The 20,666-nt window shown below is 72.3% G+C and carries 18 protein-coding genes and 1 tRNA gene; 6 read left to right on the top strand and 13 right to left on the bottom strand.

The genetic code is table 11. The features are described 5' to 3' along the window. Positions 1–65 precede the first annotated feature (65 nt). Positions 66–1,307, top strand: a complete 1,242-nt coding sequence (locus FHY03_RS02360; RefSeq protein WP_183928512.1) for an alginate export family protein — start codon at positions 66–68, stop codon at positions 1,305–1,307. A gap of 453 nt (positions 1,308–1,760) precedes the next feature. Here FHY03_RS02360 and cobA read toward each other — a convergent pair whose 3' ends face one another. The 8 genes from cobA to FHY03_RS02320 form a co-directional block, all read right to left on the bottom strand. Beyond that, entirely contained in the window at positions 1,761–2,540 is a 780-nt protein-coding gene (gene cobA, locus FHY03_RS02355) for a uroporphyrinogen-III C-methyltransferase (protein ID WP_183921663.1), read from the bottom strand. Next, on the bottom strand, positions 2,530–5,115 hold the full coding sequence (locus FHY03_RS02350; RefSeq protein WP_183928510.1) for a nitrate reductase: 2,586 nt from the start codon (positions 5,113–5,115) through the stop codon (positions 2,530–2,532). Before FHY03_RS02350 ends, cobA begins: the two co-directional genes overlap by 11 nt. Further along, positions 5,112–5,450: a nitrite reductase small subunit NirD gene (nirD, locus tag FHY03_RS02345; protein WP_183921661.1), complete on the bottom strand. Its 339-nt coding sequence runs from the start codon at positions 5,448–5,450 to the stop codon at positions 5,112–5,114. Before nirD ends, FHY03_RS02350 begins: the two co-directional genes overlap by 4 nt. Next, positions 5,447–7,939: a nitrite reductase large subunit NirB gene (gene nirB / locus FHY03_RS02340; RefSeq protein ID WP_311721287.1), complete on the bottom strand. Its 2,493-nt coding sequence runs from the start codon at positions 7,937–7,939 to the stop codon at positions 5,447–5,449. The genes nirD and nirB overlap by 4 nt, the downstream gene beginning before the upstream one ends. A gap of 36 nt (positions 7,940–7,975) precedes the next feature. Next, positions 7,976–9,211 (bottom strand): NarK/NasA family nitrate transporter, encoded by a 1,236-nt coding sequence (locus FHY03_RS02335; RefSeq protein ID WP_183928508.1) that lies wholly within the window; start codon positions 9,209–9,211, stop codon positions 7,976–7,978. 252 nt (positions 9,212–9,463) lie between these two features. Continuing rightward, a complete protein-coding gene (locus tag FHY03_RS02330; protein WP_183928506.1) occupies positions 9,464–10,675 on the bottom strand; it encodes a CmpA/NrtA family ABC transporter substrate-binding protein in 1,212 nt (403 codons plus the stop codon). After that, positions 10,672–11,253, bottom strand: coding sequence for an ANTAR domain-containing protein (locus tag FHY03_RS02325; RefSeq protein ID WP_183921658.1), 582 nt, complete (start codon positions 11,251–11,253; stop codon positions 10,672–10,674). The genes FHY03_RS02330 and FHY03_RS02325 overlap by 4 nt, the downstream gene beginning before the upstream one ends. Positions 11,254–11,455: 202 nt before the next feature. Further along, positions 11,456–11,541: transfer RNA gene (locus FHY03_RS02320), tRNA-Tyr, on the bottom strand. A gap of 213 nt (positions 11,542–11,754) precedes the next feature. Between FHY03_RS02320 and rlmB the strand changes: the two genes are divergently transcribed. Next, on the top strand, positions 11,755–12,504 hold the full coding sequence (rlmB, locus tag FHY03_RS02315; protein WP_183928504.1) for a 23S rRNA (guanosine(2251)-2'-O)-methyltransferase RlmB: 750 nt from the start codon (positions 11,755–11,757) through the stop codon (positions 12,502–12,504). 261 nt (positions 12,505–12,765) lie between these two features. On the opposite strand, the gene FHY03_RS02310 is transcribed toward rlmB, so the two are convergent. After that, positions 12,766–13,083 carry a 2Fe-2S iron-sulfur cluster-binding protein gene (locus FHY03_RS02310; protein WP_183921656.1) on the bottom strand — a complete coding sequence of 106 codons (318 nt, stop codon included), beginning with the start codon at positions 13,081–13,083 and terminating at the stop codon, positions 12,766–12,768. A gap of 54 nt (positions 13,084–13,137) precedes the next feature. On the opposite strand from FHY03_RS02310, the gene FHY03_RS02305 reads away from it, so the two are divergent. Next, the gene (locus FHY03_RS02305; RefSeq protein ID WP_183929226.1) at positions 13,138–13,764 is read left to right on the top strand and encodes a DNA-3-methyladenine glycosylase; all 627 of its coding nucleotides are present in this window, start codon (positions 13,138–13,140) and stop codon (positions 13,762–13,764) included. Between the two features lie 5 nt (positions 13,765–13,769). Here FHY03_RS02305 and FHY03_RS02300 read toward each other — a convergent pair whose 3' ends face one another. After that, a complete protein-coding gene (locus tag FHY03_RS02300) occupies positions 13,770–14,582 on the bottom strand; it encodes a hypothetical protein (protein WP_183928502.1) in 813 nt (270 codons plus the stop codon). A 296-nt stretch (positions 14,583–14,878) separates the two neighbouring features. Here FHY03_RS02300 and FHY03_RS02295 point away from each other — a divergent pair, with 296 nt between their 5' ends. Both FHY03_RS02295 and FHY03_RS02290 read left to right on the top strand, forming a co-directional pair. Next, complete coding sequence (locus tag FHY03_RS02295; RefSeq protein ID WP_183928500.1) at positions 14,879–15,709, top strand: DUF6454 family protein; 831 nt, start codon at positions 14,879–14,881, stop codon at positions 15,707–15,709. Between the two features lie 59 nt (positions 15,710–15,768). Next, complete coding sequence (locus FHY03_RS02290; protein WP_183928498.1) at positions 15,769–16,608, top strand: DUF2306 domain-containing protein; 840 nt, start codon at positions 15,769–15,771, stop codon at positions 16,606–16,608. Positions 16,609–16,623: 15 nt separating this feature from the next. On the opposite strand, the gene FHY03_RS02285 is transcribed toward FHY03_RS02290, so the two are convergent. After that, positions 16,624–16,929, bottom strand: a complete 306-nt coding sequence (locus FHY03_RS02285; protein WP_183921652.1) for a hypothetical protein — start codon at positions 16,927–16,929, stop codon at positions 16,624–16,626. A 70-nt stretch (positions 16,930–16,999) separates the two neighbouring features. Then, positions 17,000–17,422 carry a DUF2147 domain-containing protein gene (locus FHY03_RS02280; RefSeq protein ID WP_183921651.1) on the bottom strand — a complete coding sequence of 141 codons (423 nt, stop codon included), beginning with the start codon at positions 17,420–17,422 and terminating at the stop codon, positions 17,000–17,002. A 24-nt stretch (positions 17,423–17,446) separates the two neighbouring features. On the opposite strand from FHY03_RS02280, the gene mtnP reads away from it, so the two are divergent. Continuing rightward, positions 17,447–18,316, top strand: coding sequence for an S-methyl-5'-thioadenosine phosphorylase (gene mtnP / locus FHY03_RS02275; RefSeq protein ID WP_183921650.1), 870 nt, complete (start codon positions 17,447–17,449; stop codon positions 18,314–18,316). A gap of 18 nt (positions 18,317–18,334) precedes the next feature. Here mtnP and FHY03_RS02270 read toward each other — a convergent pair whose 3' ends face one another. Then, positions 18,335–20,653 (bottom strand): TonB-dependent receptor, encoded by a 2,319-nt coding sequence (locus FHY03_RS02270; RefSeq protein ID WP_183928496.1) that lies wholly within the window; start codon positions 20,651–20,653, stop codon positions 18,335–18,337. Between the last annotated feature and the right edge of the window lie 13 nt (positions 20,654–20,666).

Here is a 20,666-nt window from a genome sequence, read left to right as displayed (position 1 = left end):
TTCACGCTATCCGCTCCGTGTTCCGTGTTAACTACATCGCAAGCCGGCGCGCTTACCGACGGGGCATGGTTCACCTGTCACCGCTGACCCGCCGCCTCGCCGCGGCCACCCTCGCGGCGCCTTCCGCGCTGTCGCTCGAAGCCGCTCCCGCGCTCGCCGACCCGATCAAACTCACCCCGACCGAGGACGTGCGCCTGCGCTACGAGCGGGTCGAGCAGGACGGTATCGCGCGCGCCGCGGACGCGGTGACGATCCGCGTGCGCAGCGGCGTGGCGGCGAGCAGCGGGCCGTGGTCGGCGCTGGTCGAGGCGCAGGGCAATCTCGCCATCGTCGACCATTATGACGACACCGTCGGCAACGGTGCTGGCTATCCCACGGTCGGCGATCCGGAGAATATCGCGCTGTACCGCGCGCAGTTGCAGTACAAGTCGGCGCCGCTCACGCTCACCGGCGGGCGCCAGAAGATCGGGCTGGAGGACGAGCGCTTCGTCGGCGCCGCCGCGATCCGGCAGAATTCGCGCTCGTTCGACGCGGTGCGCGGCCAACTCAGCCTGACCAAGCACCTGCGTGCCGACCTCACTTATGCATGGAGCGTGCGAACGCCCAGCGGGATCAACGGCCGCGGCGCCAAGCCGACCGCGATCGACGGCGACAACGTCTTCGCGCTGCTGGCGCAGGACACGCCGCTCGGCACGCTGACCGGCTTCGCCTATCTGATCGATCAGGACGAGGCCGCGGTGCAGGGCTATCGCCTGTCGAGCCAGAGCTACGGCGCGCGACTGGTGGGGTCGCGCGCGCTCGCGCCCAAGGTGAAGGGCTCGTGGCAGCTGAGCTATGCCACCCAGTCGGACTATCACCGCAACCCCAACGATTATCGCGCCGATTACTACCTCGTCGACGGTGCGCTGGACGTGCACGCGCTGCACGTCGGCGCGGGCTATGAGGTGCTCGGCGCGGGCAACGGCACCGCGCTCACCTCGTTCCAGACGCCGCTCGCCTCGATCTTCAAGTTCCAGGGCTGGGCGGACAGGCTCACCACCACCCCGCCCGACGGCGTGCGCGACCTGTACGGCAGCCTTGGCTGGGGCTGGCCCAAGCTGGGTGCGTTCAAGGCGGTGGGCGTGCAGGCGGTGTACCACCGCTTCGACGCCGAGCGCGTCGACCGCCGCTACGGCGACGAGGTCGACCTGCTCGCCTCGGCCAAGCTGGCGCGCTACGGCGTTTCGGCGCGCTACGCCACGTACCGGGCGGTCGGCTTCGCCACCGACACGCAGAAACTGTGGCTGGAGCTCACCTGGGCATTGTGACGCGAAACGGGCCGGTGTCGCCGGGAAGAAGCAGAGCGCCGCGCTCAGATCGGCTTTCCCCGACCCGGCCCCTCCCGATACGGCAACAGCAACCGGTCCTTCACGGATGAGCGCGGCCCCGAGACCATCGGCTAAGTGATTGAAGGGCGCCAGTTTCATTGTGTTTCGGTGTCGCGTTCCGACTGGATCCGGAAACGTTGCCGCAACATCCACCCCGGCTTGACTGGGTCGCTCCGTGTAGGCGACTCTGCTTGGCGGACGCACCGACGCGACGCTTGCCGTTCATCGCGTCATCGACACCGAGCGGTCGACCCCTCGACATGACGTCGTACTAACCCAGCAGCCACCGCATCAGCATCGTCATCGCACAGCAGTTCGCGACATAGACCGCGAACGTGCTCCAGCCGCAGGCTGGCGAGCGGAAGAGCTTGCCGGCGCGAGCCAGGCGCGGCCTTACACGCATACGGCGCTGTCCGACAGCGAGTGCGCTGCCGCAGCCGAGCTCCTTACCGCCTCACCGATCAGCAGCATCACTGGTTCGCGCGCGCCGACGGCCTCGACCAGAAAGGCGAGGGCGTCGAGCCGGCCATGAACCACACGTTCCTGCGGCAGCGAGGCGTTCACTACGACGAGCACCGGCGTATCGGCGCGGCGCCCCGCGGCGATCAGCTGCCGCGCGACCGAGCCGGCCGCGGCGCGCCCCATGTACACCGCGAGCGTCGCGCCCGCATCCGCCAGCACCGCTGCGTCGAGTTGGCCCGGCGCGCCCGTGTCGAGGTGTGCGGTGACGAACACCAGCCGACGGGCGAGGCGGCGCGACGTCAGCGCGCTTCCGCCCGCCGCGGCCGCGGCGCTGGCGGCGGTCACGCCGGGACAGATCCGTACCGGCACGCCCGCCGTCCGGCACGCTGCCATCTCCTCCGCGGTGCGGCCGAAGATGGCGGGATCGCCGCCCTTCAGCCTGACGACGCGCGCTCCCTCCCGCGCGGCGGCGACGATCAATCCGTCGATCGTCTCCTGCGCGACCGAGTGACGCCCCGACCGCTTGCCGACGCTGACACAACGCGCGTCCGGCGCGACGAGATCGAGCACGCCCGCGCCCACCAGCGCATCGTGAAACACCACGTCCGCCGCGCCGATCAGCCGCGCGGCCTTGCGCGTGAGCAATTCCGGGTCGCCCGGGCCGGCGCCGACCAGCCACACCATGCCCGGCGGAAAATCGTCATGCGGCATCGTTCGTCTCCGTGGCGAGAAGGCGCGCCAGCGCCGGGCGGCACGAGCCGCAGTTGGTGCCCGCGCCGAGCGCAGCACCGATCGCGGCGACATTGGCGAGCGACTGGTCGCGGATCGCGGCAGTGATCGTGCGCAGCGCGACGTCGAAGCAGGCGCAGACGATCGGCCCGCGATCCGCCGCGCCGCCGGGCGGGCGTCCGGCGAGCAAGGTCGGCGCGGCGGGTGCGTTCAGCTGGGCGATCAGCCAGTCGCGCGGCGGCAACTCGCCGGTCGCGGTGACGAACAGCGCGGCACGGAGCCGGCCCTCTGCCAACACCGCCACGCGCCGGGTCCCGCGCGCGCGGTCGGCGGCCTCGATCCGCTCGCCCGCCGGGAGGCAGGCCTCTAACGGGGCGAGCGCACTGTCGCCGGCGAGTTCCCACAGGCTGCCGGTGGCGAGGGTCACCCGCGTGGCCCACAGGCAATCGGGGCGACGCGCCGGCTCGCCGGAGACGAGCAGGAACCCGCGCCAGGCGGTGATGACCGCGCTCACCGCCGCAGGGCAGGACTTGAAGCCGGGCTGGCCGCTGAAGGGGTCGACCTGCGCGCGTGTCAGCCGGCCGGTGCGACCGCCGCTCGCATTCCGGTCGGTCCAGTGGATCGGCACGAACAACTCGCCCGGCCGCTGCGCGTCGGTTACCCGAGCGCGGTACAGCGTCTCCCCCTGCGGCGTCGTCACGCGGGCGAGCCCACCGTCGGTCACGCCAGCGGTCGCGGCATCGTCGGGGTGCAGCTCGACCAGCGGCTCCTCCCGATGACGCGCGAGCCTCGGTGCCAGGCCGGTGCGGGTCATGCTGTGCCACTGGTCGCGATAGCGCCCGGTGTTGAGCAGCAGCGGCCAGTCGCGCAGCGGCGCGGCGAGCGGCTTCTGCGCGACGGTGACGAGCCGCGCGCGCCCGTCAGCGGTGGGGAAGCGCTTGTCCGCGAACGGCGTGCCGCCCCAACGGGACGGCTTCATCGCGTCATAGCCGGCGTTGCCGCCGGCGGCGTGGCCGGGGAGGGAGAACAGCCGCTCGCCCTTGTTGCCATAGGTCGAGAGGCGGACGTGCTCGCGCCAGATCTCCGCCGGCCGGTCATAGGCGAAGGCGGTGCGAAAGCCCATCCGACGCGCCACCTGCGCGACGATCCACCAGTCCGGCCGCGTCTCGCCGGGGAGCGGGAAGATCGCGCGCTGGCGGCTGACGGTCCGGTCCGAGTTGGTGACGGTGCCGTCCTTCTCGCCCCAGGCCGCGGCGGGCAGACGGACATGCGCGAGGCGACCGGTGTCGGTCTCCTCCACCACGTCGCTCACGACGACGAAGGGGCAGCGTGCCAGCGCGTCGCGCACCCGCCCCGCGTCGGGCATCGACACCGCGGGGTTGGTGGCCATCACCCACAGCGCCTTGATCCTTCCTTCCTCGACCGCACGGAACAGGTCGACCGCCTTGAGCCCGGGCTTGGCCGCGATCGTGGGTGAACCCCAGAAGCGCTGCACCAGCGCGCGCGACGGTGGGGAGAAATCGAGATGCGCCGCCAGCGTCGTAGCGAGACCGCCGACCTCGCGACCGCCCATCGCATTGGGCTGACCGGTGACCGAGAAGGGCTGCGCGCCGGGCTTGCCGATCCGCCCGGTGGCGAGGTGGACGTTCAGGATCGCGTTCACCTGGTCAGTGCCGGTCACCGACTGGTTCACGCCCTGACTGAACAGCGTGACGGTACGCGGGGTGGCGGCGAACAGCTCGTAGAAACGGCGCAGCTCGGCGGGCGCGAGGTCGCACGCGCGCGCCACCGACCAGAGATCGCTGCGGTCGCTCAGCTGCTCCCAGAAGCCGTCCGGCACGGCGACATGGTCGCGCAGGAAGTCGCGGTCGAGCGCATCATGGTCGCGGCACCAGGCGAGCAGCCCGTTCATCAGCGCGACGTCGCTGCCCGGCCGCAGGCGCAGGTGAAGGTCGGCCTCCTCGGCGGTCTCGGTCCGGCGCGGGTCGATCACCACCATCCGCGCGCCGGCGGCGCAGCGTGCGCGCATCCGCTGGTACAGCACCGGATGGCACCAGGCGGTGTTCGAGCCGACCAGCACGATGAGGTCGGCGACGTCCATGTCCTCGTAGCTGGCGGGCACGACGTCCTCGCCGAAGGCGCGCAGATGCCCGGCCACAGCGCTCGACATGCACAACCGCGAGTTGGTGTCGATGTTGGCCGAGCCGATGAAACCCTTCATCAGCTTGTTGGCGACGTAATAATCCTCGGTCAGCAGCTGGCCCGAAACGTAGAAGGCGACGCTGTCGGGGCCGTGCTCGGCGGCCGCGGCGCGGAAGCGACGTGCGACGAGATCGAGCGCCTTGTCCCAGCCAACGCGCCGCTGGCCGATCATCGGGTGGAGCAGGCGACCGTCGAGCCCGACCGTCTCGCCCAGATGCGTGCCCTTGGAGCAGAGCCGGCCGCGATTGGCGGGATGGTCGGCGTCCCCCTCGATCCGCACCGCCCGCTCGCCGGTGCGGGTGGCGACGATGCCGCAGCCGACACCGCAATAGGCGCAGGTCGTGCGGACGCTCACGCCGCTGCCCGCAGCGTGCTCGCGCGGCACAGCAGCACGCGCCCGCCGCTCAGCCTGACCGGCACCGTCGGCGTGCAGCCGCGATCCTCGCCCTGCGCCTCGCCGCTCGCCAGCGCGATCCGCCAATTGTGCAGCGGGCAGGTCACCGTCGCGCCATGAACGATGCCTTGGCTCAGCCGGCCGTGCTGGTGCGGGCAGCGGTCGCGCAGCGCGAACACCCGCCCATCGCCGGTGCGGAACAGCGCGATGTCGTCCCCGCCGTCGACCTGGACGACGCGGCTGCCGCGCAGCGGGATCTCGTCGATCCAGCCGATGTCGAGCCACTCACCCGTCATGCCCATTCCTCCTGCGGCTGCGGACGCGGCTGGAAGCGCGCCATCGGCGCGTGATGCTCGCGCTCGGCCCCGGCGGCGCGCGCCGCCCAGGGATCGTCCTGCGTGAACTGCTGCGAGAACCAGAAGCGCCCGGCGAGTTCCGCGCGCGCCGCCGCCTCGGGCAGCAGCCGCGACTGGACGTAGGCGAGGCCGACGCGCTCGATCCACGGCGCGGTGCGTTCCAGGTAGCGCGCCTCCTCCCGGTACAGCTGGATGAAGGCGGCGCACATCTCGATCGCCTCGCGCTCGGTGGCGACCTTGCACAGGAAGTCGGTGGCGCGCACCTTGATCCCGCCGTTGCCGCCGACGTGGAGCTCGTAGCCGGAATCGACGCACACCACGCCGAAGTCCTTGATCGTCGCCTCGGCGCAGTTGCGTGGGCAGCCGCTGACCGCGATCTTGAACTTGTGCGGCATCCAGCTGCCCCAGGTGGCGCGCTCGATCGTCACGCCAAGCCCGGTCGAGTCCTGCGTGCCGAAACGGCACCACTCGCTGCCGACACAGGTCTTCACCGTGCGCAGCGCCTTGCCATAGGCATGGCCCGAGACCATGCCCGCGGCGTTGAGATCGGCCCAGACCGCGGGCAGATCCTCCTTGCGGATGCCGAAGATGTCGAGCCGCTGCCCGCCGGTCACCTTGACCATCGGCGCGTCATATTTCTCCACCACGTCGGCGATCGCGCGCAGCTCGCGCGGGCTGGTGATCCCGCCCCACATCCGCGGCACCACCGAATAGGTGCCGTCCTTCTGGATGTTGGCGTGGAGCCGCTCGTTGACGAAACGGCTCTGCTGATCGTCGACATACTCCCCCGGCAGCGCGCACAGCAGGTAATAGTTGAGCGCGGGCCGGCACGAGGCGCAGCCGTCCGGGGTCGACCAGTGCAGCCGCTGCATCACCTCGGGGATCGAGCGCATGCCTTGCGCGACGATCTCGCGCCGCACGTCGTCGTGGCCGAAGCTGGTGCAGCGGCACAGCGTCTTCGGCCCGGTCTCGACCGCGCCGTCGAGCCGCCACGCGAGCAGCGCCTCGACCGTGCCGGTGCACGCGCCGCAGCTCGCCGAGGCCTTGCACCCGGCGCGCACCGCGTCGAGCCCGTGCGCGCCGCCGTCGATGCAGGCCAGCACCTTGCCCTTGCTGACGCCGTTGCAGCCGCAGATCTCCGCCGCGTCGGAGAGCGCCGCAACGGCCGCTTTAGGGTCCGCCGGGGCGCCCTCCGCGGCGAACGCCTGGCCGAAGATCAATGCGTCGCGGAACGGCGCCACGCTCTCGCCGCGCTTGAGCAGGTCGAAATACCAGTTGCCGTCCGCCGTGTCGCCGTACAGCACCGCGCCGACCAGGCGATCGTCGCGGACGACGACGCGCTTGTAGATGCCGCGGCTGGCGTCGCGCAGCACGATGTCCTCGGCGCCGTCGCCGCCCGCGAAATCGCCGGCGGAGAAGACGTCGAGCCCGGCGACCTTGAGCTTGGTCGCGGTCGGTGCGGGGCGGTAGCCGCTCGGCGTGCCGACCAGGCCGTCGGCGAGCGCGCGGCACATGTCCCACAGCGGCGCCACCAGCCCGTAGACCTGCCCGTCATGCTCGACGCATTCGCCGACCGCGAGCACCGCGGGATCGCTCGTCACCATATGGTCGTCGACCCGAATGCCGCGGCCGACGTCGAGCCCGGCGGCACGCGCCAGCCCGACCGCGGGGCGGATGCCGACCGCCATCACCACCAGATCCGCCGCGATCTCGGTGCCGTCCTTGAGCCGCACCGCCTCGACGCGGCCGTCACCGATGATCGCGGCGGTGTCGGCGCCGGTCAGCACGGTCTGGCCGCGGGCCTCGAGCGCCGACTTGAGCAGCCATGCCGCCGCCTCGTCGAGCTGGCGCTCCATCAGCGTCGGCATCAGGTGGAGCACCGTCACGCGCATGCCGCGCAGGCTGAGCCCGTGCGCCGCCTCCAGCCCGAGCAGCCCGCCGCCGATCACCACCGCGCTGCCGCCGCGCGCCGCCGCGGCGAGCATCGCCTCGACGTCGCGCATGTCGCGGAAGCTTACCACACCAGGCAGGTCATGGCCCGGCACCGGGATGACGAACGGGTCCGAGCCGGTGGCGATCAGCAGCCGGTCATAGCCGAGCGTCAGCCCCGAGCGCGTGGTGACGGTGCACGCGGCGCGATCGATCGCCGCGACGGGATCGCCGCTCAGCAGCGTGATGACGTTGTCGGCGTACCAGTCGGCATCGTTGATCACGATGTCGTCGAACGTCTTCTCGCCCGCCAGCACGGGGGAGAGCATGATCCGGTTGTAGTTCACCAGCGGCTCGGCGCCGATGATCGTGACGCGGTAGCGATCGGGGTCGCGCGCCAGCAGCTCCTCCACCGCGCGGCAGCCTGCCATGCCGTTGCCGATCACGACCAGATGGTCGCGCAAGTCGCCCGCGGGCGGTTCGATGAGGTCGTGTTTCACGGTAGCTCCCGTCTCAAGCGAGGGTGTCGGGTGAGGTCAGATCCGGACGTCGGCGCCGGCGCCCCAGCATCGCCGCCAGTCCGCCTTGACGAGGGTAAGGCCGAGCAGCGCCAGTCCGGCGAGCGCGGCGAAGACGAGGAAGCCGGGCGCGAAGCTGCCGGTCCATTGCTTGGCGACGCCGAGCGACGAGGCGAGGTAGAAGCCGCCCACACCACCCGCCATGCCGACCAGCCCGGTCATCACGCCGATCTCCGCGGCGAAACGCTGCGGCACGAGCTGGAACACCGCGCCGTTGCCGACGCCGAGCGCCAGCATGGCGAGCGCGAACAAGGCCAGCGCGCTCACCATCGTGCTCGCCGCGCTCACCCCCACCAGCGCCAGCGCGGCGAGCGTCAGGGCGACGGACAGCGCGCTGCTACCGCCGATCCGGTCCGCCAACGCACCGCCGATCGGGCGCACCAGCGAGCCGGCGAAGACGCAGAGCGCGGTGGCATAGCCCGCCATCACGGTGCTCAGCCCGAAGCGGTCGGTAAAGTAGATCGGCAGGCTCGCCGCCAGTCCGACGAAACCGCCGAACGTCACCGCATAGAAGCCCATCAGCGACCAGGCGTCACGCTGCCGCAGCGGACGAAAATAAGCGCCCAGCGTGCGCGGCGCCGGCGGGTTGGGCGCATCCTTGGCGAGCGCGAGATAGACCAGCAGCACCGCGCTGAGCGGCAGGCAGGCGAGCCCCAGCACCGCGTTCCAGCCGAACGCCTTGGCCAGCGCCGGCGCGAACAGCGCGGCCAGCACCGTACCCGAATTGCCCATGCCGGCGAGCCCCATGGCCTTACCCTGGTGCTCGGGCGGGTACCAGCGGCTCGCCAGCGGCAGCGCGATCGCGAAGGAGGCGCCCGCGAAGCCGAGGATCACCCCGAGCGCGAGCGTGCCGGCGAGACTGTTCACGCCGAGCAGCCAGGCGCTGGCGAGCCCGGCGATGACGACGACCTGGCTGATCGCGCCCGCGCGCTTGGGCCCGATCCGGTCGACGACGAGGCCGTTGACGACGCGCAGCACCGCGCCGGCGAGCGTCGGCGTCGCCACCATCAGGCCCTTCTCGGCCGGGGTCAGGCCGAGCGTCAGCGCGATCTCGGGCGCGAGCGGGCCGAGCAGCACCCACACCATGAACGCCAAGTCGAAATAGAGGAAGGCCGCGATCAGCGTCGGCGTATGGCCGCTGCGCCAGAAGCCGCCCGTCTTTTCCGCCGTCCGATCCCAATATGCCGTCGCCATCGCTGCTCCTTCGCGGAAGCCAAAACGAAAAAAAGCCGCCAGGACGGCGGCCCATGGCGGGCGCATCCTGGCGGCTTCGTTGCCTCGTCGGACGGGGCGCGGGGGCCCTTGGTCCGTCAGCATCTTCACCCCGGCGTTGGAGCGGAAGACGCTGCTATCTCGTGCCCGACGCCATTGCCGGGCAGCCCTGAAGCTGCCTGATTCGGCGCCGGCACACAAGCCCCTTCTCGCAGGTGCAGCACCGCGCGGCGGTCAGGGCAGGCCGGCGAGATAGCCCGGTATGTCGTCGGGATCGAAGGCGCGGCCGTCGAAGAAGCGATCGGTGCCGAGCACCAGTCGCCCCTGCGTCGATCCCGCGCCGATCGGCTCGCCGAGCGCGCCCTCCAGCTTCGAGCTGGCGCCGGGCAGCGGCGCGCCCGTGCCGGCAAGCGCGGCGCGATACAGGTCCGGGCGGAACGTCGCGGTCGCGACCTCCGCCTCGGCGGAGTCGAAGGCGCGCCCGTCCCAGCGCGTCATCTGCGCGTACAGCCAGGCGGCCTGGCTGCGCCACGGGAAGTTGGCGGCCTCGCGGTACTGGAACATGAAGTCGGGATAATGGACCGGGGTGCCGCCGGCGACGAGCCGCACCCGGTCGGTGATCGCGCGCCGGATCGCCTCGGCGGGCGCGTCGAGATAGGGCGGGCGCGCGAGGATCGCCGCGCTCTCCTCGGCGCTCTCGGGCAGGACGAAATGCGCCGCGGCGGCGTGGAGCGCGCGGATCAGCCGTGCGGTCGCGTCGGCGCGCTCGGCCGCCACCTCGGCGCGCATCGCCAGTACCTTCTCCACCCCGCGCCGCCAGATCTGCGCGGTCGCCAGCGCGATCCGCCCGACGCCGCGATCGACCGCGATCGAGTTCCATGGCTCGCCGACGCAGAGCCCGTCCACCTCGCCGGCGGCGAGCGCGTCGGCGGCGAAGGTCGGGCTGGTGACGACGATCTCGACGTCGTGGTCGGGCCGGATGCCCACCCCCGCGAGCCAGTAGCGCAGCATGTAATTGTGGCTGGAGTAGCGGTGCACCACGCCGAAGCGCAGGCGGTGCCCGTCGGCACGGCGCGCCGTCGCCACCCCCCGCAGCGCCGCGCCGACCTGCGTTGGGTCACCGAGCGAGTCACCGAGCCCGCAGGCGGTACCCAGCGCGGTGGAGAAGGTGATCGCATTGCCGTTCAGTCCGAGCACGAACGGCACCGCGATCGGCACCGCCGGCCGGTCGCGCCCCAGCGCCGTGGCGATCGCCAGCGGCGCGACCATGTGCGCCGCGTCGCTATGGCCATACAGCAACCGGTCGCGCACCGTCGCCCAGGTGACGTCGCGGACCAGCTCGAGCGTCAGCCCCTGTTCCTCCGCGAACCCCAGCTCGCGCGCGAGGATCGGCAGCGCGGCGTCGACCAGCGGCAGGAAACCGATCCGCAGCGTCTCGTTGCTCACGGCAGGTCTCCCATCAGCGCGTCGCTCGTGACGATCGCTTCCGCCACTTCGGCGATGCGCCGGTTCGACCGCATCGCATGGCCGCGCAGCAGCGCATAAGCGGCAGGTTCGTCGATGCCGCGGCGGCGCATCAGGATCGCCTTGGCGCGATCGATGGTGTGGCGGTCCGCCAGCGCGGTGCGCGCTTCTGCGAGCTCGACCTGGAGCCGGGAGAAGGCCTGGAAGCGCCGGATCGCGACGTCGAGCACCGGCTTGATGCGCTGCTTGGCGAGCCCGTCGACGACATAGGCGGAGACGCCGGCGTCTACCGCGGCGAGCGTCGCCTCCGCGTCCGACTGGTCGACGAACATCGCGATCGGCCGGTCGAGCGCGCGCGACATGGCGAAGAAGTCCTCGAGCAGGTCGCGGCTGGGGTTCTCGAGGTTGATCAGCACCACCTCGGGCGCGCACGCTTCGATCTGCGCCACCAGCGGCCCGGCCGGATCGATCACCACCTGATCGTCGAGCCCGGCCTCACGCAGCCCGTCGGCGATGATCGCCGCGCGCGTGGTGCTGGTGTCGATGATCGCGATCCTCACGCTCTCTCCCTAGCCGAGCGGGCGATCGTGCCGCCAGTCTGCCGTTGCGCTCGATGCCAGTGGAGGTCGCGGCAGTGTGACATGCCGGCTGGAAGCGCGATTGCGGGAGTCGTCTTGAGCGTCAGCGGGGCCGGAAACAATCCGTCACACCACGTGAACGTGGCCCAGGCTGGCGGTGACGCGGACCAAGGAGATCGGGTTTTGGTGGAAGGGGCTGGATTCGAACCAGCGTACACTTGCGTGGGCAGATTTACAGTCTGCTGCCTTTAACCACTCGGCCACCCTTCCACGAGCGGCGCTGTCGAAAGCGAGGGCGCCCAATGCCCGCGCCGCACCGCGCTGTCAACGCCTTCCATCCCGCCTTCTCGTCAGCGCCGGGGCGGTTGCGTCGCGGCGCGTGCGCGCATAGCGTCCGCCGCACTCCCCGCCACCTACGGAAAGCTCCCACGTCATGCCGCGTCGTCCGCTCGCTCTTCTCACCATGCTCCGGAGCCGCGGCTGATGGCGCGGCGCGGGCATCGGCCGAGCCAGCAGCAGGGCAACCGCACGCGGCTGTGGGGGCGCCATCCCGTGCTCGCCGCGCTCGCCAATCCGCAGCGGACGGTGCGCAAGGTCTGGGGCACGCGCGAGGCGCTGGCGCCGCTCGATCTGCCGCCGGTGCTGCCGATCGTCTTCGCCGAGGCGCCCGATCTCGGCCGGCTCGTCCCCGCCGACGCGCCCCACCAGGGGCTGGTCGCGGAGGTCGATCCGCTCGAGGACGTGTGGCTCGGCGACCTGCTCGAGGAAGGCCGCGAGGACCAGCGGCCGCTGGTCGTGCTCGATCAGGTGATTGACCCGCACAATGTCGGGGCGATCCTGCGCTCCGCCGCCGCCTTCGACGCGCTCGGCATCGTCACGCAGGACCGGCACGCGCCGCCCGAATCAGGCGCGCTGGCCCGTGCCGCCTCGGGCGCGCTCGAGACGGTGCCGTGGGTGCGCGTCGTCAATCTCTCGCGCGCGCTCGACGAGATCGGCGAGGCCGGCTTCTGGCGCATCGGGCTGACCGGCCACGCGACGCAGACGCTGGCGCAGGCGATGGGCGCGCAGCGGGTCGCGATCGTGCTCGGCGCCGAGGGCGAGGGCATGCGCCACAACACCGAAGTGCATTGCGACGAGCTGGCGCGGCTGCCGATCTCGGCCAAGGTGGAGAGCCTCAACGTCTCCAACGCCGCCGCGATCGCGCTATACGCCGCGGCAGCGCGAATCGGCTGAGGGTCGTTCGCACGGAGGCGCGATGACGCGAGGAAGAAGGCTGCTTCACGCGGAGGCGCGGAGGCGCAGAGAGGGAGCGTGCGGTAGCAGTGGCGCCCTCCGATCGTGAGCGTAGGCGACGAGCGGCGGTTCGCGGTTCAGCTCCGCGTCTCCGCGCCTCCGCGTGATCATTATCCCGGCGCTACGTGCCCTCCCTCGGCACCGCCCTATTCGCGTCATCGCGTCTTCGCGCGAGCCCCTTCAACCGATCGCAGGACAGCCTCAGTCGTCGGCGCCGACGCGCACGCGCAGGCCGTCGAGCGCCGGGCCGAACTCGATCTGGCACGACAGTCGCGAGGTCGAGTCGCGGTCGCTCGTGGCGTCGAGCAGGTCGTCCTCGTCCTGGCCCATCGGCGGCAGCAGCGCGACGAAGGCGGGGTCGACGTGGACATGGCAGGTGGCGCAGCTGCAGCAGCCGCCGCACAGCGCCAGGATCTCGTCGATCCCGGCCTCGCGGATCACCTCCATCACCGACAGGCCGGCGGCGCCGTCGATCTCGCGTTCTTCCCCCGCGCGCGTCTCGACGATAAGCTTGGGCATGCTGGTCTCCACCAAAAATCGCCCGATCCATGCCGCTTGCGTGCGGGCCGCGCAATGGGGCTGAGCGCCGCGGCACTCACCGCCGGGCTCGACGCGCTGGCCGCGATCGAGCCCGCCTTCGCCGCCGCGATCGAGCGGGTCGGCTATCCCGCGCCGCGCATCCGCGCCACCGGCTATGCCACGCTGCTGCGCACGATCGTCGGCCAGCAGGTGAGCGTGCGCGCGGCCGACTCGGTGTGGCGCAAGCTGGCCGAGCGCGGCGATCCCGGCGACCCGGCGCTGGTCACCGCGCTCAGCGACGAGGAACTGCGCGCCTGCGGCTTCTCGCGGCAGAAGACGGGCTATGCGCGCAGCCTCGCCGGGCTCGTGACGAGTGGCGCGCTCGATCTCGCCGCGCTGCCCGCCGACGACGAGGAAGCGATCGCCCAGCTCGTCGCGGTGAAGGGCATCGGGCGCTGGTCGGCCGAGGTGTACCTGCTGTTCGCCGAGGGGCGCCCCGACATCTGGCCCGCGGGCGACCTGGCAGTGCAGATCGAGACCGGCCGCATCCTCGGCCATGCCGAGCGGCCGAGCGAGAAGCTCACCCGCGCGCTGGCCGAGCCGTGGCGCCCGCACCGTGGCGCGGCGGCGATCTTCACCTGGCACCATTATGGCGCGGGGGCCGACGCCGCGCCGGTGTGAGGCGGCTAGGCCAGGCCGAGCCGCGGCCGCGCGCGCGGCGGGACGCGCAGCCAGCCCTCGGCGAGCGCGCCCGCCGCGGCCAGCGCGCCGAGCGTGAACAGCAGCGCCGCGGGCACCGCGAGCAGGGCGCGCGCCGCACTCTCCCACGCCGCGCCCGCGCCGACCGTGTCGAACGCCACCGCCTGGAGCGCGAGCGAGCCCGCCGTCGCGAGGAACGCGCCGCCGCCGCGCCGTCCACGCCACAGCGCCAGCGCACCGCCGATCGACGCCAGCATCGCCATCTGGAACGACAGCGCGAAGCCGCTGTGCCCCGCCACGTCCCAGTCGAAGAAGCCGGGGATGGCGGGGAACAGCCGCCCCAGGACGGGCGGTAGCACCTGCAGCGCGGTCGCCAGCATCGCCGCGGCATGGGCGTGCACCTCCCGTCGTGCGAGCAGCGCCTGACGTACCAGCGCGACGAAGGTGATGAGGGCGATCAGGTCGACCAGCGCGAGCCGCGCGCCGAAGCTGGAATGAAAGGGGTCGCTGCGCGCCGCGAAGAGCGCGATGCCGCCCTGCATCGCGGCCAGGCTGGCACCCGCGAACAGCGGCACCAGCGCGAACAGCGCTAGGCCGGCGGCGCGGTGGAGCGCGACGCGGCGGTCGTGGATCGACCAGAGCTGGAGCGCAAGCAGCACCAGCCAGGCGGTGGCGCTCAGTCCGTGCAAGTGGAGCGCGAGCGGCGCGGCGCGCAGCGCGCCGAAATAGCCGGGCCAAAACGCCAACAGGATCAGCGGCAACAGCAGCAGCACTGCCCGATAGCCATGACGATAGGGCATCACCGTCCCTTTCCCTCCCGCGCCGCTGATCCTGCCGATCGCGCACTCGCCGTTCTCCCCCGGCACGGCCTTGATACCGTCTTCCGCGAACGTTCGATTGGACGGACTCAGCCGCGATCGCGGCGATCCTTACAAGCGGCCGGGGTGAGGCCTCGCCCGCTACGCCGCCGCTCGCTCGGCGTGACCGCCATCGCCGACCCATCCCGGCGCGCTGCCGCCGAACTGCAACCAAAGCTCAGCGTCGCTGACACGCGCGCCTGCCAAGGCGGCGCGGGGACGCGGCGGCGGGGGCATAGATGGGGCGGCAGGCGATCGGGCGGCGGCTGGGGCGGGCGGCGGTCACCGCGGCGCTGCTGCTGCTGTCCGGGCTGTCGGTGGCGGGCGCGTCGGAGCGGTTCGACGGCGCGGTCGAGGACGCGCGGCTGCTCGGCGCGCTGCCGCTCGACGGCGAGCTGTACCACGTTCAGGGCGTCGAGGTCGGCGCGCAGCGAATTTGGGTCACCTCCGTCGACGGCGCCGCGCGACGCGGCTACCTTCACGAGTTCGATCGCGCCACCGGCCGCTCCGTGCGCCGCGTCGAGCTCACTGACGGTGTGCGCTACCATCCCGGCGGGCTCTCCTTCCACGACGGTCGATTGTGGGTGCCGGTCGCCGAGATGCGCCCCGACAGCTCGGCGGTGCTGATCGAGCTCGATGCCGCGACGCTGCGGGTGCGCCGGCGCCTGCGCGTCGCCGATCATCTCGGCTGCGTCGCGGTCGCGCCCGGCGGGTGGCTGGTCGCGGGCAATTGGGACAGCCGGCTGCTCTACGTGATCGATCCCGCCGACGGCGCGACGGTGCGTACCGTCCCGAACCCTTCGGTGACGCATTATCAGGACATGAAGTTCGTCGACGGCGTGCTGGTCGCCGGGGGCAACCTCGACCTGTGGAGCGGGACGGTCGATTTCCTCGATTGGCCCTCGCTCGCGCTGCGTCGCACGCTGCGCGCCGGGGCGATCGGTCCGGTGCGACCGTTCGGGCGCGGCGGCCCGTACACAGGCGAGGGCATGGCGATCCAGGGGCGCGACCTGTACCTGCTGCCCGAGGATGGGCCGAGCCGGCTGTTCCACTTCCGCCTCGCCGCCTGAGCGCGGCTTGCCAAGCGCTCGGCGCGGCGCGACGATCGCCGCGAGAGGGGAGGCGGCGCATGGCGACGGTCGCGGCGGAGGCGGGGCAGGGAAGGGCGACGTGGTCGCCGCGCGCGCTGCGCTGGAGCGCGCGGCTGCTGGTGGCGTGCTGCTGGTGCAGCGGCGCGATTTTCGGCGCCTATATCATCGCCTTCTTCGGTGGCGCGGCGCTGCGCGGCGAGACGGCGCGCTGGAACGAGTCGCTCGCCAACCTGCACGATCCCGCCACGCCGCTGGCGACGCTGGCGATGGGCGCGCATTTCGCCACCGGCGGCGTGCTGCTGCTGCTCGGCCCGCTCCAGCTGATCGGCGCGCTTCGGCGGCGTCATCCCGCGCTTCACCGGTGGCTGGGACGGCTGTACGTGCTGTGCGCGGGTGTGGCGGGGCTGGGTGGGCTCGGCTTCATCCTGTCGCGCGGCACGATCGGCGGCGCGGTGATGAGCACCGGCTTCGCGCTGTACGGCGCGCTGATGGCGGTGGCCGCGACGCTGACCTATGCCGCGGCGCGTGCCGGGCGTACCGAGGCGCACCGCGCCTGGGCGATCCGGCTGTTCGCGCTCACCGTCGGCTCGTGGCTGTACCGGACGGAATATGGCGCCTGGTTCCTGGCGATCGGGCGCGACGGCCACACCGCCGACTTCCGCGGCGGGTTCGACCAGGCGTTGGCCTTCCTCTTCTACCTGCCCAACCTTGCGGTGGCGGAGCTGTTCGTCCGGGTGCGCCGTCGCACGACCCGTGCTGCGACCACCCTCGGCGCGACGGCAGTGCTGCTCGCCGCCACCGCCTTCGTGGCGGCGGCGACCTGGTTCTTCACGTTGCGATCGTGGGGGCCGGGAATCGCCGCCGGGCTGCTTGGCTGAAGGGACGCGGTCAGCCTAGAACGAGCGGTTGCCGTTGATGCGGCGGACCCGCTTGCGAATGTACGCGACCTGCTTGTCGGTGAGCTCGCCGTCGTTCGCGGCCAGCATGTCGCGCACCTCGGCGCGCAGCTGGTCGGCGAGATGCACCCGCTGGCGCCACATCGTCGGCGTGTCGCGCCCGCCGCCGAGCAGGAAATTGCCCGACACGATCGGTGCGGTGATCGGCGGCGACATATCGACGAAGCCGGCCCATTGCGCCGACGCCGGCGTGGCGCCGAACGGCAGGATCAGCGCGACGGTGGCGATGAGGATGGAACGCATGTCTCTCTCCTTGCGGCCCCCAAAGCGCAGCCTAGGCCGGAGAGGTGCCGCTAAGCACGCGAAATCGCGTTCATTTTGCCGGCTTCCACACCTGCGTCTGGCAGAAGAAGGCGATGCAGCCCTTGACGTTGAGCGTGCCGTCCGCGTTGCGCGCGACGATCGACTTGTAGGTCTTGCCGTTGCGCGGGTCGTAGATCTTGCCGCGCCAGTCCTTGCCCTCGTCGGTGAAGCCCGACAGGATCGGCAGGCCCAGGATCGGGCGCGAGCGCAGTGCCGCGTCGGAGTTGTTGACGTCGGTGTCGGGCGCACCGGGACGCTTCTTGAGGATGGTGGTGAGCCGGCCGCAGACGCTGCCGTCGCACGGCCCGACCGTGACCACGCCCGCGCCGTCCTGGGTGAGGTAGCGTCCCGCGATCGGGGTCGCGGCGTCGGCGGGGGCGGCCACAGCGACCGGGGCGAGCAGCGCGAGCGCGGCGGGGAGGGGGAAACGCATGGCCAGGACTATCAGGGAGCAATGATGAACGCGCAATGGACGATCGGGATCATCGGCGGCTCCGGCCTGTACGGGATCGACGGGCTGGAGGAAGCCGAGTGGCGCGACGTCGCGACGCCCTGGGGCGCGCCGAGCGACGAGATCCTGTTCGGCCGGCTCGGCGGCGTCCCGGTGCGCTTCCTGCCGCGGCACGGACGCGGCCACCGGCTCGCACCCGGCGACATCCCCGCGCGCGCCAACATCGACGCGCTCAAGCGCGCCGGCTGCACCGACGTGATCGCGCTCTCCTCGGTCGGGTCGCTGCGCGACGAGCTGGCGCCAGGTAGTTTCGTGCTGGTCGACCAGTTCGTCGACCGCACCGTCGCGCGCGCCGCCTCCTTCTTCGGCAGCGGGCTGGTGGCGCATGTCAGCTTCGCCGACCCGGTGTGCCAGCGGCTCTCCGCGCTGGTCGCGGCGGCGGTCACCGCGGCGGGCGGGCGCGTGGCCGAGCGCGCGACCTATCTGGCGATGGAAGGGCCGATGTTCTCGACCCGTGCCGAGAGCCGGCTGTACCGCGACTGGGGCTGCGACGTGATCGGCATGACCGCGCTGCCCGAGGCGCGGCTCGCGCGCGAGGCCGAGCTGCCGTACGCCCTGGTCGGCATGGTCACCGACTATGACTCGTGGCGCGACGAGGGGCCCGCGGTCGATCTCGCGACTGTGGTGGCGCAGGCGGCGGCGAACGGGCGGGTGGCGCGCGCCGCGGTGGCGGCGCTGGCGTCGCTGCTGCCCCCCGATCGATCCGCCGTGCCCGCCGACAGCGCGCTCGACGGCGCGATCTTCACCGCGGCGACGGCGCGCGACCCGGCGCTGCTCGAACGCAACGCCGCGATCCTGGCGCGTGTGCTCGGTTGAGGTCGCCGCCAGCGCGGCTCAGAACAGCTTGCGCACGCCCAGCCGGACCGAGCGGCCGACCGGGTCGATCAGTCCCGGCTGGAAGCGCAGCGGCGTCGCGCCGAGCCCGTCGCGCACCGCGATCCGGTCGTCGAACAGGTTCTCGACCGTGAACGACAGCGACAGCCGCTTCGCCCAGGGCCGCCCCACCACCTTCTCGGCGTCGAGGTTGCCGTACAGCACCAGCCAGTCGCGCCCGGAGAAGCGCAGGTCGGCCGCGGGCAGCAGGTCGCGCACCCGCGTCGCCCCCTGCAGCCGCGCGTAGACACCCAGCGACGCGAGCCCGTAGCTGATCCCCGTGTTGCCCTCGACCTCCCAGCGCGGCCGGCCGCCGTTGCCGTCGAGCGTGGCGCCGTCGAGCAGGTCGAGCGCGGGCTGGCCCGGCAGCAGGGTCAGCCGATCCGAGAGCCGCCATGTCGCGCTGCCCATCACGTAGACGCTCGGCCGCGGCTTGGGCGGCGCGGGTGGCGGCGCTTTGGGGTCGGGCGTGGCGGGCGGCGCGACCGGCTTGGGCCCGAGTTCGGTGAAGAGGTTGAGCGTGAAGCGCAGCCGGCGCTCGTCCTCGGCCGCCACCGCGGCCGGGCGCAGGTCGAGCCGCACCAGCCGTCCCGCGGCATCGCGCACGAAGCGGTCGGGAAAGGCCGCCTCGAACGCCGACGAGCCGCTCACCGGAGTAATGGTGCGGTCCCGGGCCCGCGTGACGAGATAGTCGAGCCGCAGGTCGAAGCTGCGTTCGGCGAACGGCCGCAGCGCGACCCCCAGCGTGGTGAGGCGGGTGCGCTCGGGCGGCAGTGCGGGATTGCCGCCGTAGACGGCGTCGACGAAAGCGCTGGTGCCGGTGGCATAGTCGAAGACGGGAAGATTGGGCACCGCCACCAGCGTGCCGGTCAGCGACGTGATCGGCGGCGCGGTCTGGGCAAGGTTGACCGTGGCGGTCAGCTCCACCGCGCGCGCCGGCTGCCAGGTCGCGCCATAGCTGAGGCTGGTCAGCCGCTCGAAGCCGGTCACCCGGTTGACCCCCAGCGTGGCGGTGGCGGCGAGTCGTCCGAGCGGCGCCAGCACACCCTCGCTCGCCGCCGCGATCGGCAGCACCGCGCCCAGGCTCGCGCCCGCGCTGGTGCGCCGCAGCCGCGGCACCGGCGTCGCGAGCAGCGGGACGTCCGCCGCGGCGCTGCCGTCGCTGGTGGCGCGCGCGACGTCGGCGCTGGTGGTGACCTGCAGCTCGCCCGCGGGCAGGCGCAGCAGCGGCCCGCTCGCGGTCAGTCGGGTGCTGACGGTGCCGGTGAGCGAGCGCCCGCGCGTCGACAGCGCGCGCGCGGGATCGTCGAGCACGCGCGCCTGCTCGGCGGTGACGCCGCCGCGGATCCGCTCGTACCCGCCCGTCGCGTCCCAGATCCACCGCCCCGCGCTGCCGTGCAGCCCGGCATTGCCGCGCAGCGTCAAGGCGGTATCGCGCTGGCGCAGCAACGTGCCGGGGAGATAGCGGCCGGGCATCGTCTCGTCCTCGCCCAGCAGCGGGGCGAGGCCGTTCCGGCGCAGGTTGCGGGTCGCCTCCATCGTCAGGTTGAGATCGGCATCGAGCTTGGCCGCGAGCGGCCGCGCGGCGGTGGCGTCGACCTTGATCGTGTCGGTCAGCGGCTGGAGATAGCGCCCGGCGCCGACGTCGCCGCTGCCGCCGCCGAGCAGGGGCACCGGCTCGGGCGCGATCGCACGCTGCGACTGGCGCACCGGCAGCTGGCGGAAGTGCGAGACCTGCAGCGTCGCGCGGCGCCACTGGTCGATCCGCGTCGCGGTCGCCTCGGCATATTGCGTCGCGCCGCCGCCGCGCGTGGTGGGGCCGGCGAGCTGCTGCGCCACCGTGGAGCGGAAGTGTTTGGCGGTGATCAGGTTGAGCACGCGGACGGTGGGCGGGTAGCCGAAGCGCGCGGCGTCCTGCTCGGGCAGGATCTCGGCCTTCTCGATCGCCTCGGGCGGGATCGACTGGATCTGCGCGACGCCGTTGATCCGCCGACCGTTGAGCAGGATCACCGGCTCGGCGCCGCCGATCCCCGCGGTGAGCGGGCGGAGCCGGTCGAGCACCTCCTTCAGCCCGGTGACGCCGAGCGAGCGCAGCGCGCGCTGGTCGAGCACCGCGATGGGTTCGTTGTCGCCGATCGCCGAGCCGGGGGGGCGCGGTGCCGCGACGATGACGTCGGGCTCGGCGCCGGCGGGCGGCGCGTCCGCGCGCTCCTGCGCAATCGCGGGGTTGGCGAGCGCGGCGGCGCCCAGCATCAGCATCGTCACCCGCTCGCCCGGCATCCGCACCGCTCCC

It is taken from the genome of Sphingomonas sp. BK345 (genome assembly GCF_014193845.1).
GTDB lineage: Bacteria > Pseudomonadota > Alphaproteobacteria > Sphingomonadales > Sphingomonadaceae > Sphingomonas.
Note: the sequence above shows the minus strand (reverse complement) of the source record. Positions and strands in the feature narration are given on the sequence as shown.

Excerpts from the sequence above, each read along its gene's own strand:
- FHY03_RS02360 (WP_183928512.1), top strand. The coding sequence starts at position 66 with ATGGTTCACCTGTCACCGCTGACCCGCCGCCTCGCCGCGGCCACCCTC.
- cobA (WP_183921663.1), bottom strand. The coding sequence starts at position 2,540 with ATGCCGCATGACGATTTTCCGCCGGGCATGGTGTGGCTGGTCGGCGCC.
- nirD (WP_183921661.1), bottom strand. The coding sequence starts at position 5,450 with ATGACGGGTGAGTGGCTCGACATCGGCTGGATCGACGAGATCCCGCTG.
- FHY03_RS02335 (WP_183928508.1), bottom strand. The coding sequence starts at position 9,211 with ATGGCGACGGCATATTGGGATCGGACGGCGGAAAAGACGGGCGGCTTC.
- rlmB (WP_183928504.1), top strand. The coding sequence starts at position 11,755 with ATGGCGCGGCGCGGGCATCGGCCGAGCCAGCAGCAGGGCAACCGCACG.
- FHY03_RS02310 (WP_183921656.1), bottom strand. The coding sequence starts at position 13,083 with ATGCCCAAGCTTATCGTCGAGACGCGCGCGGGGGAAGAACGCGAGATC.
- FHY03_RS02305 (WP_183929226.1), top strand. The coding sequence starts at position 13,138 with ATGGGGCTGAGCGCCGCGGCACTCACCGCCGGGCTCGACGCGCTGGCC.
- FHY03_RS02300 (WP_183928502.1), bottom strand. The coding sequence starts at position 14,582 with ATGCCCTATCGTCATGGCTATCGGGCAGTGCTGCTGCTGTTGCCGCTG.
- FHY03_RS02295 (WP_183928500.1), top strand. The coding sequence starts at position 14,879 with ATGGGGCGGCAGGCGATCGGGCGGCGGCTGGGGCGGGCGGCGGTCACC.
- FHY03_RS02290 (WP_183928498.1), top strand. The coding sequence starts at position 15,769 with ATGGCGACGGTCGCGGCGGAGGCGGGGCAGGGAAGGGCGACGTGGTCG.
- FHY03_RS02285 (WP_183921652.1), bottom strand. The coding sequence starts at position 16,929 with ATGCGTTCCATCCTCATCGCCACCGTCGCGCTGATCCTGCCGTTCGGC.
- FHY03_RS02280 (WP_183921651.1), bottom strand. The coding sequence starts at position 17,422 with ATGCGTTTCCCCCTCCCCGCCGCGCTCGCGCTGCTCGCCCCGGTCGCT.
- mtnP (WP_183921650.1), top strand. The coding sequence starts at position 17,447 with ATGAACGCGCAATGGACGATCGGGATCATCGGCGGCTCCGGCCTGTAC.
- FHY03_RS02270 (WP_183928496.1), bottom strand. The coding sequence starts at position 20,653 with ATGCCGGGCGAGCGGGTGACGATGCTGATGCTGGGCGCCGCCGCGCTC.